General features: G+C 72.7%; 15 protein-coding genes. 4 read left to right on the forward strand and 11 right to left on the reverse strand.

Annotated elements, in window-relative coordinates:
- Window positions 1-7 precede the first annotated feature (7 nt).
- Both IE096_RS23915 and IE096_RS23920 read left to right on the forward strand, forming a co-directional pair.
- On the forward strand, window positions 8-580 hold the full coding sequence (locus IE096_RS23915) for a methylated-DNA--[protein]-cysteine S-methyltransferase (protein WP_229820559.1): 573 nt from the start codon (window positions 8-10) through the stop codon (window positions 578-580).
- A gap of 42 nt (window positions 581-622) precedes the next feature.
- Window positions 623-913 (forward strand): DUF6343 family protein, encoded by a 291-nt coding sequence (locus IE096_RS23920; RefSeq protein WP_189455039.1) that lies wholly within the window; start codon window positions 623-625, stop codon window positions 911-913.
- 39 nt (window positions 914-952) lie between these two features.
- Here the strand turns inward: IE096_RS23920 and IE096_RS23925 are convergent, their stop codons facing one another.
- From IE096_RS23925 to rpsA, 7 genes are all read right to left on the reverse strand, one after another.
- Window positions 953-1,276, reverse strand: coding sequence for a hypothetical protein (locus IE096_RS23925; protein WP_189455042.1), 324 nt, complete (start codon window positions 1,274-1,276; stop codon window positions 953-955).
- Window positions 1,277-1,303: 27 nt separating this feature from the next.
- Window positions 1,304-2,053 carry a WXG100 family type VII secretion target gene (locus IE096_RS23930; RefSeq protein WP_189455043.1) on the reverse strand — a complete coding sequence of 250 codons (750 nt, stop codon included), beginning with the start codon at window positions 2,051-2,053 and terminating at the stop codon, window positions 1,304-1,306.
- 7 nt (window positions 2,054-2,060) lie between these two features.
- Window positions 2,061-2,381: a type VII secretion target gene (locus IE096_RS23935; protein ID WP_189455045.1), complete on the reverse strand. Its 321-nt coding sequence runs from the start codon at window positions 2,379-2,381 to the stop codon at window positions 2,061-2,063.
- Window positions 2,382-2,463: 82 nt separating this feature from the next.
- Window positions 2,464-3,042: a hypothetical protein gene (locus IE096_RS23940; RefSeq protein WP_189455048.1), complete on the reverse strand. Its 579-nt coding sequence runs from the start codon at window positions 3,040-3,042 to the stop codon at window positions 2,464-2,466.
- A 209-nt stretch (window positions 3,043-3,251) separates the two neighbouring features.
- Window positions 3,252-3,860 carry a dephospho-CoA kinase gene (coaE, locus tag IE096_RS23945; protein WP_189455050.1) on the reverse strand — a complete coding sequence of 203 codons (609 nt, stop codon included), beginning with the start codon at window positions 3,858-3,860 and terminating at the stop codon, window positions 3,252-3,254.
- A gap of 24 nt (window positions 3,861-3,884) precedes the next feature.
- Complete coding sequence (locus tag IE096_RS23950) at window positions 3,885-4,829, reverse strand: PAC2 family protein (protein WP_126913648.1); 945 nt, start codon at window positions 4,827-4,829, stop codon at window positions 3,885-3,887.
- Between the two features lie 178 nt (window positions 4,830-5,007).
- Window positions 5,008-6,501 carry a 30S ribosomal protein S1 gene (gene rpsA / locus IE096_RS23955; RefSeq protein ID WP_189455052.1) on the reverse strand — a complete coding sequence of 498 codons (1,494 nt, stop codon included), beginning with the start codon at window positions 6,499-6,501 and terminating at the stop codon, window positions 5,008-5,010.
- A 508-nt stretch (window positions 6,502-7,009) separates the two neighbouring features.
- Between rpsA and IE096_RS23960 the strand changes: the two genes are divergently transcribed.
- Complete coding sequence (locus IE096_RS23960; protein WP_189455054.1) at window positions 7,010-7,816, forward strand: class I SAM-dependent methyltransferase; 807 nt, start codon at window positions 7,010-7,012, stop codon at window positions 7,814-7,816.
- A 115-nt stretch (window positions 7,817-7,931) separates the two neighbouring features.
- Window positions 7,932-10,460 (forward strand): ATP-dependent helicase HrpB, encoded by a 2,529-nt coding sequence (hrpB, locus tag IE096_RS23965; protein ID WP_189455056.1) that lies wholly within the window; start codon window positions 7,932-7,934, stop codon window positions 10,458-10,460.
- 82 nt (window positions 10,461-10,542) lie between these two features.
- Here hrpB and IE096_RS23970 read toward each other — a convergent pair whose 3' ends face one another.
- From IE096_RS23970 to polA, 4 genes are all read right to left on the reverse strand, one after another.
- Complete coding sequence (locus tag IE096_RS23970; RefSeq protein ID WP_126913652.1) at window positions 10,543-10,734, reverse strand: hypothetical protein; 192 nt, start codon at window positions 10,732-10,734, stop codon at window positions 10,543-10,545.
- Between the two features lie 16 nt (window positions 10,735-10,750).
- Window positions 10,751-11,752 (reverse strand): cell envelope lipid trafficking protein PgfA, encoded by a 1,002-nt coding sequence (gene pgfA / locus IE096_RS23975; protein ID WP_189455058.1) that lies wholly within the window; start codon window positions 11,750-11,752, stop codon window positions 10,751-10,753.
- 13 nt (window positions 11,753-11,765) lie between these two features.
- Window positions 11,766-11,900, reverse strand: coding sequence for an SPW_0924 family protein (locus IE096_RS23980; RefSeq protein WP_189455060.1), 135 nt, complete (start codon window positions 11,898-11,900; stop codon window positions 11,766-11,768).
- A 102-nt stretch (window positions 11,901-12,002) separates the two neighbouring features.
- Window positions 12,003-14,660, reverse strand: a complete 2,658-nt coding sequence (gene polA, locus IE096_RS23985) for a DNA polymerase I (RefSeq protein ID WP_189455354.1) — start codon at window positions 14,658-14,660, stop codon at window positions 12,003-12,005.
- Between the last annotated feature and the right edge of the window lie 103 nt (window positions 14,661-14,763).

Here is a 14,763-nt window from a genome sequence, read left to right on the forward strand (position 1 = left end):
GGAGGGCGTGACGGACTCCGAGCGCCCCCTGCCGCCCGGCCCCCGGGCCTGGGCCTGGTCGACGACCGACTCGCCCGTGGGTCCCCTGGGCCTCGCCGCGACCCCGGACGGCCTGCTGACCGTCGTCTTCCACGCCGACGCCGGCAGGACCGAGCGGACCCTGTCCGAGCTGGAACGGCACCTGGGCGCCGCCCCCGCGACTCCGCCCTCCGCCTGCCACGACGTCCTCGCCGAGGCCGCGGACCAGCTCCGGGACTACTTCGCGGGCCGCCTCCGCGCCTTCTCCGTGCCCCTGGACTGGTCCCTCACCTCCGGCTTCAACCGCCGCACCCTGCGCGAGCTCCTCGCCCACGTCCCCTACGGCACCGTCGTCGCCTACCAGGACCTCGCCATCCGCCTGGGCGACCCCGGCGCGGCCCGCGCGGTGGGCACGGCCATGGGAAGCAATCCGCTGCCCATCGTCGTCCCCTGCCACCGCGTCATCGGGAGCGACGGCGGCCTGGGCGGCTTCGGCCCCGGCCTGGAGGCCAAGCGGGTCCTGCTGTCGCTGGAGGGCGTCCTTCCGGAGCCGCTGTTCTGAGGCCCGCCCCCGAGGGATCCTGGAAGCGGGAGATGGTGCGCCATGCGTACGGGCAACGAACCGATGACGGCGCGCAGCCCGCTGCGGCTGCGGTTCGGGCTGGCGTCCTTCGGGCTGGTGTGGACGGCCGCCGGGACGGCGTTCTTCGCGCTGGCGGGGCGGCCGGGGTGGGCGATCGCGTGCGGGGTGGTGATGCTCGTGACCGTGATCGACCTGGTCGTGATCATCCGGCACATCCGGCAGGGGCCGCACTACCAGCCCGGCCGGGACGTCCCGCCGTATGAGGCCGTCAGGAACACAAACCACCCCGGAGAGGGAAAACGGCAGCCCTAGCCCTCCGCAGCTCCCTAGCCCTCCGCGGCCGCGCGAGCCTCACGACGGGCCCGGCGGCTCGGCGCGGGCCGCCAGGAAGCGGCGGGCCTCGGCCGTCCCCCGCTCCCGCTCCTCCGGCGAGAGGCGTTCCCAGGCCGCCCGGGCGGTCTCCACGCTCTCGGTGAGCGCTTCCGAGTACGCGCCCACCCGTACCGCCTCGTGGAGGCGCATCCGGCCGGAGAGCACCTCCTGGGCCATCTCCCGCAGGACCTCACCACCGCTGCCGTCGGCGAGGTGCCGGAGCGCCTCGTGGACGACGCGGGCCCGGGCCCGATCACGCCCTGGGGTCACGAACTCCTCGAATCCGACGTGCTGTTCCGGCATCGCCCGGCCCCTCTTTTTGTTCCGGCGTCAGACGGCCGGGTGGTCGTAACCCGTACGCGGCAGCGGAAAGGCACCGAGCGAGGCCGCGATCTCGCCACCGGTCCGCCCGATCGCCGCACAGCTGACGTTCATGGCCACCTGCGCCGCGTTGAGGAGATTGGTCATCGCGGCCCATTCCGCGAGGATGGTCTTCGCCTCGGCGGCGCCGAGCGCGTACCCCATCGCGGCGCCCCATCCGGTCCATCCGGAGGCGGCGGAGGCCGCGACGGCGATGGAGACGGTGATGAGCGCGTCGAGGATCGCGCTGACGCACGCGGCGACGGCCTCGCCGGTGTACGCCACCGAGCGGGCGATCTCCCGGTATTCGTCGTCGATCGCGTACAGGGCGTCCCGCGCGTCCTCCAGGTTCTTGCGCAGGGCGTCGAAGTAGCCGTGCGCGGCGTCGGCCGCGTTCCCCTGCCAGGTCGCGCGGACGGCGCCGGTGCCGGAGCCGAGGTTCCGGGCGAGGTCGTCGCAGGAACGGCCCAGGTTCCGCCAGACGTCGGCGCAGCGCGCGTACGACTCCCAGTCCCCGGCGAGGGCGTGCTTCGCGTATTCCACCGGGTCGCCCGGCACCATCAGCTCGGCCAGTTTCAGGAACCATCCGGCCGGGCTGAGGAAATCCCCGACGTCGTTGACGGGTTTCAGTGGATGGACGAACTCCGCGGGCTTTTGGGGCGGGGTGAGGTGGCGGGTCGGCTCGGCCACGTCGGCGAAGACCATGTCGGCGGAGTCCATGTCCGGGTCAGCGCCTCGCCCGGCCGTAGGCCGCGTCCGTCTCGGCGGCGACTCCGAGGTCGGTGCGCCGGTAGTACGAGGCGGCGGCGTCCAGTTCCCGCGCCGATTCCCGGAGCACGGCGGTCAGCCGGTCGAGCGTGCGCAGGACGGTGTCCCGTACGTCGGTGTGCTGCCCCGCGAGTAATCCCAGCAGCCCGTGTTCCATGAAGTCGAACGAGGTGAATCCCCTGGTGTAGGCGGTCATTTCCGAGGCGTCCTCCGCGCCCCGGCCCACCTGCCGGGAGAATTCCGCCAACCGTTCCGTCTCCACCCGAAGTCGTCCGGACACGGCAGCCCTTTCCCTTTCGCAATGAACTCGGAGGTCGGAATGACCTCGTAGGTCTAAAAGAACTCGGAGGCCCGAACGGGCGTCACGGCGATACGCACGCGAGCAGGAAGCAGGCCAGCATGCCCACGCCTCCCACCCGGCGCAGCCACCGGACGTGTTCGGCCACCATGGCCCTGCGCAGCATTTCCCGGACCGCCTTGAACTGGCCGGCGGTCCTGGGGTGGAATCCGGCGACGGTGATCAGGACCCCGTGGGCCATGACGGGAAGCGCCGTGAAGAGCAGGATCAGCCACCCCCAGAACGCACGCGCGCTGACGAGCGAGTAGGAGCCCCATTCCCGGTACACCTTCACCCGCTCACCGGGAACGTACGAGCCGTCGATCTCCGCGTCCGTGCGCACGGCGCCACCGTCCAGGGGGCGGAACACGCCGTCGCAGCTGGTGCCTTCGTGGCCGCTGCCCTGCCGGGTGACCCGGCAGTGGCCGATGGTCATGGTCCCCTGGTGGTCCGCGTAGCCGGCGGCCTTCACCGCGGACGTGGCGGTGAACTCCATGAGCAGCAGTCCGGCCGCGACGAGGCAGACCCCGCCGAGGCGGGTCTTGAGCCTCGGCCGGGGAGTGGGCGCGAAGGGGCTCGCGCCGAGCAGTTCCGGCATGGCCATGGTCGTCGTTCCCCCTCGGAGCAGCCGCGCGGTGACGCCGTTCGAGGCGACACGCTAGCGACGCGGAGAGGACGCGCAGAGGGGTGCCGACGCGGTACGCGCGGCCACCGGCCGCGGGGTACGGGCCCGGAAGGCCCGTACCAAGGGCTCACCGGGCGCCGTCGCCTACCGGCGGGGCGCGCACGGTCTCACCCGATCTGGTGAACGACTCAGTCGGAGTGCGTCGCCGCCCGCTCGCGCAGTTGCTCCCAGACGGCCCTGACCTGGGGCTCCAGCGCCTCCAGCGGGCCGTCGTTGTCGATGACCAGGTCCGCGACGGCCAGTCGCTCCTCGCGGGTGGCCTGGGCCGCCATCCGGGCGCGGGCCTCGTCGGGGGTCATGCCGCGCAGCCGGACGAGCCGGTCCAGCCGGGTCTCGGTGCCGGCGTCGATGACGACCACCAGGTCGTAGAGGGGGGCGAGCCCGTTCTCGGCGAGGAGGGGCACGTCGTGGACGACGACGGCGTCCGGGCCGGCGGCGGCCTCCAGCTCGGCCGAGCGGGCGCGCACGAGGGGGTGCACGATGGCGTTGAGGGCGGCGAGCCTGCCCTTGTCGGCGAAGACGATCGCGCCCAGCGCGGGCCGGTCGAGAGCGCCTTCCGGGGTGAGGACGCCGGGGCCGAACTCGGCGACGACCGCCGCCAGTCCGGGCGTGCCCGGCTCCACCACTTCCCGCGCGATGCGGTCCGAGTCGACGACGACCGCTCCGTACGACGCGAGGAGCCGAGACACCTCGCTCTTGCCCGCGCCGATCCCGCCCGTGAGGCCCACCTTCAGCATGGGCCCACGCTATCGGGCGAGGTGTCAGCGGCCGCCGTCGCCCTCCCTGTCGGCGAGGAAACGCTCGAATTCGGCGCCCAGTTCATCGGCGGAGGGCAGTTCGACCGGCTCGGCGACGAGGTTGCCCCGGGTCTCGGCCCCGGCCACCGCGTCGTACTGGTGCTCAAGGCCCCGGACGAGCGTGATCAGCTCTTCGTCGCCCTCGCCGAGCTGGCGCTCGATCTCCTCCTGGGTGCGGTGCGCCGCGGTGCGCAGGGCGTGCGCGGCGTCGGGCAGGACGAGCCCCGTGGCGGCGGTGACCGCCTCCAGGGCCGTCAGCGCCGCGTCGGGGTAGGACGAGCGGGCGACGTAGTGCGGGACGTGGGCGGCGACGCCCAGGACGTCGTGGCCGGCCTCCGCGAGGCGGTACTCGACGAACGACTCGGCGCTGCCGGGCACCTGGGCCTCGTCGAAGTAGCTGCGGTGTCCGGGCATCAGGTCGGTGCGGTTGCCGTGCGGGGTGATGCCGACGGGCCGGGTGTGGGGGACGCCCATGGGGATGCCGTGGAAGTTGACGGACAGCCGTACGCCGAGCCGCTCCACGAGCAGGCGTACGGCGGCGGCGAAGCGCTCCCACTCCACGTCCGGCTCGGGGCCGGTGAGCAGGAGGAACGGGGCGCCCGTGGCGTCCTGCACCAGGTACAGCTCCAGCTTCGGCGTCTCGTAGGCGGTCCAGCGGTCGCGCTGGAACGTCAGCAGGGGGCGCCGCGCGCGGTAGTCGATGAGCCGGTCGTGGTCGAAGCGGGCCACGACCTGGTGCGGCAGGTCGCCCAGCAGCCGCTTGACGATCAGCTCGCCCGTCTCACCGGCGTCGATGTAGCCCTCGAAGTGGTAGAGCATGACCAGTCCGGCCGTGTCCTGGGCAAGAGCCAGGTCGGCGACGGCGAGCCCCTTGGGCTCCCATTCGTACAAACCCTGCGGATCCAACACGGTGACCGTTCCTCCTCATGTTCCTTGAGGGAGAACGTTCTTGGGGACCGCGACCATTCCCGTCCGGGCCGGAGCACGGGGGTGAAAAAGGGGCGGCAGACGCGCGTAAGGCCCGCTCTCCAAGGAGAGCGGGCCTTACATCGGTCAGCTATTCAGCTGAGCGCGGTCGGTCAGAGCCTCAGCTCTGGCCGCCGGCGAGCTTCTCGCGCAGGGCGGCGAGAGCCTCGTCCGACGCCAGGGCGCCGGAGGTGTCGGCCGACTCCGAGGAGTACGAGCCACCGGCCGGAGCGGCCTGGGCAGCGGCCTGGTCGCCGGCGGCGGCAGCCTCGGCGTCCGCCTCGCGGGACTTGATGACCTGCGCCTGGTGCTGCTCGAAGCGCTGCTGCGCCTCGGCGTACTGGCGCTCCCACTCCTCGCGCTGCTTCTCGTAACCCGGCAGCCAGTCGTTGGCCTCGGGGTCGAAGCCCTCGGGGTAGATGTAGTTGCCCTGGTCGTCGTAGGACGCGGCCATGCCGTACAGGGTCGGGTCGAACTCGACCACGGACGGGTCGGCACCGAAGGACTCGTTGGCCTGCTTCAGCGAGAGGCTGATGCGACGACGCTCGAGGTCGATGTCGATGACCTTGACGAAGATCTCGTCGTTGACCTGGACGACCTGCTCCGGGATCTCCACGTGGCGCTCGGCCAGCTCGGAGATGTGGACCAGGCCCTCGATGCCCTCGTCGACGCGGACGAACGCACCGAACGGAACGAGCTTGGTGACCTTACCCGGGACGACCTGACCGATCTGGTGGGTCCGGGCGAACTGCTGCCACGGGTCTTCCTGGGTGGCCTTGAGCGACAGGGAGACGCGCTCGCGGTCCATGTCGACGTCCAGGACCTCGACCGTGACCTCCTGGCCGACCTCGACGACCTCGGACGGGTGGTCGATGTGCTTCCAGGACAGCTCGGAGACGTGGACGAGACCGTCGACGCCGCCCAGGTCCACGAAGGCACCGAAGTTGACGATGGAGGAGACGACGCCGGAGCGCACCTGACCCTTCTGGAGGGTGGTGAGGAAGGTCTGGCGGACCTCGCTCTGGGTCTGCTCCAGCCAGGCGCGGCGGGACAGGACCACGTTGTTGCGGTTCTTGTCCAGCTCGATGATCTTGGCCTCGAGCTCCTTGCCCACGTAGGGCTGGAGGTCGCGGACACGACGCATCTCGACCAGGGAGGCCGGCAGGAAGCCACGGAGGCCGATGTCGAGGATGAGACCACCCTTGACGACCTCGATGACGGTACCGGTGACGATGCCGTCCTCTTCCTTGATCTTCTCGATGGTGCCCCAGGCGCGCTCGTACTGGGCGCGCTTCTTCGAGAGGATCAGGCGACCTTCCTTGTCCTCCTTCTGGAGAACCAGGGCCTCGATCTCGTCGCCGACCTTGACGACCTCGTTCGGGTCGACGTCGTGCTTGATCGAGAGCTCGCGGGAGGGGATGACACCCTCGGTCTTGTAACCGATGTCGAGCAGGACCTCGTCCCGGTCGACCTTCACGATGACGCCGTCGACGATGTCGCCGTCGTTGAAGTACTTGATCGTCTCGTCGATCGCGGCGAGGAAGGCTTCCTCGTTACCGATGTCGTTGACCGCAACCTGCGGGGTGGTGGCGGTGGTCTCGGTGCTGCTCGTCATGTGGGAAAGGGCTCCGGTACGGACATTGAAGTCGTAGGTACTGCTACGCCGAGAGCCCGTATCACACTGCCGAAGCCGGACAGCCTTGGAGGCGCACTCTCCGTGAAGAGCTTTTGACCCGGCGGAACCGGGAGCGCCTCGACAACCGAGGGGACATACAACAAGTGCGAGCGCGACCTGCTCCGTCTGAGGCGCGCAGGCTCGCAGCGCAACTTGTAGCATACGGGGGCAGCCGGACACGGTCAATGCGCGAAGGCGCACACCCGGGACGAATCGCGGCAAATCCGGCACAACTCGGGTTGTGCGAGGCCACGGGGGTCCCGAAGCGCCCCGGCGCGCCACCCCCGGGCGGCCCCGCCGACCCCTTGGCGTCACGCTCCGGAAGGGAACCTGCGAAGATCGGGTCCCCGTGCCGCGTCGACCCGCCTCCGAGCCCGCCGCGCACCACCGACCGACCACCCCACCGCCGGCCGGCACACGGCCCAGGCGCGACCGCCGGGATGATCAGATGATCCAAGAATACGAGCCCGAGGCCACCCGCCGTGAGACCGGCGAGGCCGAGAGCAGCCGGGCCAGTCGCGGCTGGTGGGACCGGAACGCCGACGAGTACCAGAACGAGCACGGCGGCTTCCTCGGCGACGACCGCTTCGTCTGGGGGCCGGAGGGCCTCGACGAGGCGGAGGCCGCCCTGCTGGGCCCGGCGCAATCGCTCAGGGGCCGCGACGTCCTGGAGATCGGCGCCGGCGCCGCCCAGTGCTCGCGCTGGCTGGCCGCGCGGGGCGCCCGCCCGGTCGCCCTCGACCTCTCCCACCGGCAGCTCCAGCACGCCCTGCGGATCGGCGCGGACTTCCCCCTCGTGGAGGCCGACGCCTGCGCCCTGCCCTTCGCGGACGGCTCCTTCGACCTGGCCTGCTCCGCGTACGGCGCGGTGCCGTTCGTCGCCGACCCGGTGCGGCTGATGCGCGAGGTGCGGCGGGTGCTGCGGCCGGGGGGCCGCTGGGTGTTCTCGGTGACCCACCCCATCCGCTGGGCGTTCCCGGACGAGCCCGGGCCCGAGGGGCTGTCCGTCGCCGCGTCCTACTTCGACCGCACGCCGTACGTGGAGCAGGACGAGACGGGCCGGGCGGTGTACGTGGAGCACCACCGGACGGTCGGGGACCGGGTGCGGGATGTCGTGGCCGCGGGCTTCCGGCTGGTCGACCTGGTCGAGCCGGAGTGGCCCGCGTGGAACCAGCAGGAGTGGGGTGGCTGGTCCCCGCTGCGGGGGCATGTGATCCCGGGGACGGCGATCTTCGTGTGTGAGCGGGACGACTGACCCTGCGGGCGGCTTCCGGGGACGGCGGGTTGTCGGCTGCCGGCCGTCTGTGGCTTGTCGCGCAGTTCCTCGCGCCCCTTACAGGGCGTCTCGGTAGGTGGGTGAGACTTGGGGCGTGATCCGTGATGACGCTCTTGCTCAGCTGCCCGTGCGGTCCGTGCTCCCCGCGCTCGGGGAGGCGCTGGACGGGCACGGTGCGGCCGTGCTGTGCGCGCCGCCCGGGACCGGGAAGACGACGCTCGTACCGCTCGCGCTGGCGGGGCTGACCGGCTCCGGGCCCGTGCGCCGCGTCCTGGTCGCCGAGCCCCGCCGGATCGCCGCGCGCGCCGCCGCGCGGCGGATGGCGTGGCTGCTGGGCGAGGAGGTCGGCGGGAAGGTCGGCTTCACCGTGCGCGGCGAGCGCCGGGCCGGGCCCTCGACCGTGGTGGAGGTCGTCACCACCGGTGTCCTGCTCCAGCGCCTCCAGCGCGACCCCGAGCTCGCCGGTGTCGACGTCGTCGTGCTCGACGAGTGCCACGAACGCCATCTGGACGCCGACACCGCCGCCGCCTTCCTCCTGGACGTCCGGGCCGCGCTGCGCCCGGAGCTGCGGCTGGTGGCGGCGTCGGCGACGACGGACGCCGAGGGCTGGGCGCGGCTGCTGGGCGGCGCGCCGGTGGTGGAGGCGGCGGGCGTGTCGCACCCCGTGGAGGTGGTGTGGGCGCCGCCGGAGCGCGCGATACGGCCGCCGCACGGCATGCGCGTGGATCCGGTGCTGCTGGAGCACGTGGCCGCCGTGGTGCGGCGGGCGCTGCGCGAGCGGGAGGGCGACGTGCTCTGCTTCCTCCCGGGCGTGGGCGAGATCGGCCGGGTGGCGGGGCTGCTGGGCGGGGCGCCCGGCGGGGCCGAGGTGCTCCAGGTGCACGGGCGGGCCCCGGCCGCCGTGCAGGACGCGGTGCTGGCCGGTGGCACCGGGACGCGGCGCGTGGTGCTGGCGACCTCGGTGGCCGAGTCGAGCCTGACCGTGCCGGGCGTACGGGTCGTCGTGGACGCCGGGCTGGCCCGGGAGCCGCGCACGGACCACGCCCGGGGGCTGAGCGCGCTGACGACCGTACGGGCGTCCCGCGCGTCCGGCCGCCAGCGGGCGGGCCGCGCGGGGCGCGAGGCCCCGGGGGCGGTGTACCGCTGCTGGACGGAGGCGGACGAGACGCGGCTGCCCGCGTTCCCGGCGGCGGAGATCACGGTGGCGGACCTGACGGCGTTCGCCCTGCAGGCCGCCTGCTGGGGCGATCCCGACGCGAGCGGCCTCGCGCTGCTCGACGCCCCGCCGGCCGGCGCCCTGGCGGCCGCGCGGTCGGTGCTGGCGGCCACGGGCGCGGTGGACGCCGACGGGCGGCCCACCGACCGGGGCCGGCGCATGGCGCGCCTGGGTGTGCACCCCCGGCTCGCACGCGCCCTGCTGGACGGCGCGCGCGAGGTCGGCGCACGCCGGGCGGCGGAGGTCGTGGCACTGCTGAGCGAGGAACCGCCGAGGGAGTACGGGGACGATCTGGCGTCGGCGTGGCGCTCCGCCCGGCGCGGGAACGACGCCTACGGCGCCCGCTGGCGCGTGGAGGCGCGCAGGCTGGAGAGCGCGCTGCGGGGCGTCTCCGGGGAGCCCGCCGCGGCCGCGTCCCGTGTGGACAGCGACGACGCCGTCGCCGGCCTGATCGCCGCGCTCGCGTTCCCCGAGCGGGTGGCGCGGCTGCGCGGCGGGGCCTCGTACCTGATGGTGTCCGGCACCGGCGCCGAGCTGGGTGAGGGGTCCCGGCTGCGCACCGCGCCCTGGCTCGCGGTGGCCGTCGCGGACCGGCCCGTCGCCGCCGCGTCGGCGCGGGTGCGGCTGGGCGCGGTGATCGACGAGGAGACGGCGCGGGCCGCCGCCGGGTCGCTGCTCGACGAGGGCGAGGAGGTGCGCTGGTCGGAGGAGCGGCGCGACGTCGTGGCGCGCCGCGTGGCCCGGCTGGGCGCGGTGGAGCTGACCGCGAGCGTGCTGGGCGCGCCGGACCGGGGGCTGGTGCGGGCGGCGCTGCTGGAGGGGCTGCGCCGCGAGGGCCTGGGGCTGCTGCGGTGGGGCGCGGAGGCGGCGGCGCTGCGGCAGCGGCTGGCGTTCCTCCGCCGTGAGCTGGGCGAGCCGTGGCCGGACGTGTCCGACGAGGCGCTGCTGGCGCGGGCGGACGAATGGCTGGGCGTGGAGCTGGACCGGGCCCGCAGGCGCGCGGACCTGGAGCGGCTGGACGCGGGGTCGGCGCTGGAGCGGCTGCTGCCGTGGGCGAGCGGTGACGCCGTGCGGCTGGCCGAGCTGGCGCCGGAGCGCATCGAGGTGCCGAGCGGCTCACGGATCCGGGTGGACTACGGCGGTGAGCAGCCCGTGCTGGCGGTCAAGCTCCAGGAGCTCTTCGGGCTGCACGAGACGCCCCGGGTCGCGGGAGGGCGGGTGCCCGTGCTCGTCCATCTGCTGTCCCCGGCGGGGCGTCCGGCGGCGGTCACCGCGGATCTGGCGTCGTTCTGGCGGGACGGCTACCGGTCCGTACGGGCCGAGCTGCGCGGCCGGTATCCGCGGCACCCCTGGCCGGAGGACCCGGCCACGGCCACCGCGACGCGGCGCGCCAACGCCAGGCGCTAGGCGCCAGCGCGTCGCCTCGCGGGTGGCCGTGCGTGGTGCGTCCCGTCCGCTTCGTGGTGCGTCCCGTCCGCCGGCTCCGTCGTCAGGGGAGGTACCGCTCCAGGGCGGCGGCTCCCTTTTCCTCTATGTGGCGCCTGGCCGCCTCGACGCGTTCGGGGGTCACGTCGTGGCCGGAGGCCATGACGAGGTCCTCGGGATCGAAGGGCCGCTCGCCGCCGGTGTAGAGCCGGCTGGGGCGGGACGGGGTGGACGCGTCCTCCGGGGAATCCTTCACGGCGGGCCTCCTCTGCTCAGGCGACCCCTTCCGGGGTCACCCGTTCGGGTTTCCCTCCATCGTGTGCCCGGTCCGCCGCGACCGCACGCCGATCTCGGGCCTCCAGGGCGAGGGAGAGCGCGAGCAGGACGCCGCCGAGGGCGAGGAGACCCCAGGGGAGGTAGCTGGTGAGCAGGAGGACCAGCTGCCGTTGGGAGGCCACGAGGGCGACGGTCGAGTCGACGTAGTCGGGGCGCATCTTCACATGGCCGGAGAAGGCGGGGATCGGTTCCTTGCCGGGGTCGCCGGTCCAGCGCATCTCCTCGCTGTGGATCTCCTCGCCGTTGACGGGGGCGCCGGTGACGGGGTCGATCCAGAACATGCGCCGGGTGGTGTACCAGCGTTCCAGGCCGAGCCGGCGGACGGTGTCGGGGCTGATGCCGAGCGGCAGCTTCCTGGGCAGGGGCACCTTCGTCCAGGGGATCGTCTGCTCGAAGTAGTAGACGTCCAGGCCGTGGAAGACGCGGGTGCCCTTGTAGTGGATGGGCGCGGAGGTGCGGGTCATCAGGTCGAAGTAGCGGTAGTCGCGTTTCTCGACGAGGAACGGCCATTTGAACTCGATGCCGTCGCGGCGCACCGGGGTGCCGTCGACGTGTTCGCCGCCCGCGTGGACGGGTTCCTGGCTGTGGGCGTCGAAGACGTACCGCTCGGGGATCATGGAGACCATGGCGCCGTCGGGGCCGGCGGCGTAGGAGAGGGTGTCCCAGACGACGACGTCGCGGCCGGTCTCGGCGCCGACCTCCCGGGCCTTCTCGACGTTGCCCTTGAGGGTCTGGACCACGGTGAGGCGGGGGACGGTGCGGGGCTTGAGGGTGCCGTAGTCGATGAGGGTGGCGTTCTCGGCCTCCATGACGACGGTCCGGTACTGGCCGGCCGGGACCTTGGCGAGGCGGGGGAAGGCGTACCAGCGCAGCAGGGGTGACAGCGCGGCGCAGAAGACCGCGAAGGCCAGCAGTACGAGGCTCGCCCGTCGGCGCATGGCGGCCGCTCCGCTAGGGGCGGGCGGGGGCGGAGGTGAGCAGGGGCTCGGGGGAGGTCTCGCCCCGGGGCGGGCCGACGGCCGTGACGGCGAGGACGAGGGCGAGGGCCGCGGCCAGTCCGATGGCCGCGGCGGCCAGTGCGCGCATGCGGAGCCTCCCGGCGGATTCCCCTCACCTGACGAGACGTCAGGTGAGGGGGCACGGTAGCAACGCCCGGCGCGGAAGAGAACAACGCCGTACGCGCGGGCGTCAGTGCGCGGCGGACTCCCAGTCCCCGCCGACGCCCACCGACACGTCCAGCGGGGCGCGCAGCTCGACGGCGCCGGCCATCTCACGACGGACCAGCTCCTCGACCTTCTCCCGCTCCCCCGGCGCGATCTCCAGCACGATTTCGTCGTGCACCTGGAGCAGCATCCGGGAGGTGAGCTTCTCCGCCGCCAGGGCCTCGGCCACCCGCAGCATCGCGATCTTGACGATATCGGCGGCCGTGCCCTGGATCGGGGCGTTCAGCGCCATCCGCTCGGCCATCTCGCGCCGCTGCCGGTTGTCGCTGTTGAGATCCGGCAGGTACCGGCGCCGGCCCAGCATCGTCTCGGTGTAGCCCGTGGCACGGGCCTCCTCCACGACGCGCTGGAGGTAGTCGCGCACACCGCCGAACCGCTCGAAGAACGTGTCCATCAGACGACGCGCCTCGTCCGGCATGATGTTCAGCTGCTGCGAGAGCCCGAACGCCGACAGCCCGTACGCCAGGCCGTACGACATCGCCTTGATCTTCCGGCGCATCTCGGGATCGACCTCGCTCTTGGCGACGCCGAACACCTGGGAGGCGACCGTCGTGTGGAGGTCCTCACCGGAGGTGAACGCCTCGATCAGGCCCTCGTCCTCCGAGAGGTGGGCCATCACCCGCAGCTCGATCTGGCTGTAGTCGGCGGTCATCAGCGACTCGAAGCCCTCGCCGACCACGAAGCCCCGGCGGATGGCCCGGCCCTCGTCCGTCCGCACCGGGATGTTCTGGAGGTTGGGGTCGGTGGAGGACAGCCGGCCCGTGGCCGCCACGGTCTGGTTGAACGTGGTGTGGATCCGGCCGTCGGCGGCGATCGCCTTGATCAGGCCCTCGACCGTGGACCGCAGCTTGGACTGCTCACGGTGCCGCAGCATGATCACCGGCAGCTCGTTGTCCGTCTGCGCGGCGAGCCAGGCCAGCGCGTCCGCGTCCGTGGTGAAGCCCGTCTTGGTCTTCTTCGTCTTCGGCAGGCCCAGCTCACCGAAGAGGACCTCCTGCAGCTGCTTGGGCGAGCCCAGGTTGAACTCGCGGCCCGCCGCCAGATGCGCCGACTCCACCGCCTGCTGCACGGCCGCGGCGAACTGCTGCTCCATGCGCTCCAGCCAGCCCCGGTCTGCGGCGATGCCCGCCCGCTCACAGGCGGACAGCACGGCACTCGTCGGCAGCTCCACATCGGCCAGCAGCCGCGCCGCGCCCACCTCCTCGACCCGCCCGGCGAACGCGCCGCCCAGATCCAGAACGGTACGGGCCCGGCCCATCAGCGCGTCCGCCTCGGCCTGCTCGTCGGCCCCGAAGGCCAGCTGGCCGTCACCGGCCGCGGCCGTCGCCAGCTCGCGCCCCAGGTACTCCACCGACAGCGCGTCCAGCGCGAACGACCGGCGCCCCGGCTTGACCAGGTACGCGGCCAGCGCCGTGTCCATCGTCACGCCCTCGACCGACCAGCCGTGATCGGCGAAGACCCGCATCACGGCCTTCGCGTCGTGCATCACCTTCGGACGCGCCGGATCCGCGCACCACTCGGCGAACGCCCGCTCGTCGGCCTCGTCCAGCTCCGCCGGGTCGAACCACGCGGCCGGGCCCTCGCCCGTCGCCAGCGCGATCTCCGCGACCCGGCCACTGCCCTTCGCCCACGAATCCGTGATCGCCACACCCAGCGGGCCCGCACCGTGCTCGGCCAGCCACGGGGCCAGGGCACCCGTGCCCAGCACCACGCCGTCGACCTCGGCGCCCGCCTCCGGAGCCGGCTCCTCGGCCGCGTCGGCGCCCGGGTCGGCCGCCAGCAGCCGGTCCCGCAGACCCTGGTTACGGATCTCCAGGCCCTCCAGGAACGCCACCAGAGCGTTCCGGTCGTAGGCCCGGCGCTCCAGATCGTCCGGATGCGTGGACAGCGCCACGTCCCGCACCATCTCGGTCAGCCGGCGGTTGAGCTTGACCGCCTCCAGATGGTCGCGCAGATTCTGCCCGGCCTTGCCCTTGACCTCGTCCACCCGCTCGACGAGCTCCGCGAACGAACCGAACTGGTTGATCCACTTCGCGGCCGTCTTCTCACCGACACCCGGGATGCCCGGCAGATTGTCCGACGGGTCGCCGCGCAGCGCCGCGAAGTCCGGATACTGCGACGGGGACAGCCCGTACTTCTCCTGGACCTTCTCCGGAGTGAAGCGCGTCAGCTCCGAGACGCCCTTCGTCGGGTACAGCACCGTGACCGCGTCGGTGATCAGCTGGAAGGAATCGCGGTCGCCCGTGACGATCGAGACCTCGAAGCCCTCGGCCTCCGCCTCCGTCGCCAGCGTGGCGATGACGTCGTCGGCCTCGAAGCCGTCCACGGCGAAACGCCGCACGTTCATCGCGTCCAGCAGCTCACCGATCAGCTTCACCTGACCCTTGAACTCGTCCGGCGTCGCCGAACGCGTCGCCTTGTACTCGGGGAACTCCTCCGAGCGCCACGTCTTCCGCGACACGTCGAACGCCACCGCGAAATGCGTGGGCCGCTCATCACGCAGCGTATTGGCCAGCATCGACGCGAAGCCGTACACCGCGTTCGTCGTCTGACCGGCAGACGTCGTGAAGTTCTCGGCGGGCAGCGCGAAGAACGCCCGGTACGCCATGGAGTGCCCGTCCATCAACAGCAGACGGGGACGGCCTCCCCCGGCGTCGCCGGTCGGGTCGTTCGCTTCGGTCGGGGTATTCGATGCCTTGGATGCCACGCCCCCGATCCTGCCACGC

The organism is Streptomyces abikoensis, assembly GCF_014648775.1.
Lineage (GTDB): Bacteria > Actinomycetota > Actinomycetes > Streptomycetales > Streptomycetaceae > Streptomyces > Streptomyces abikoensis.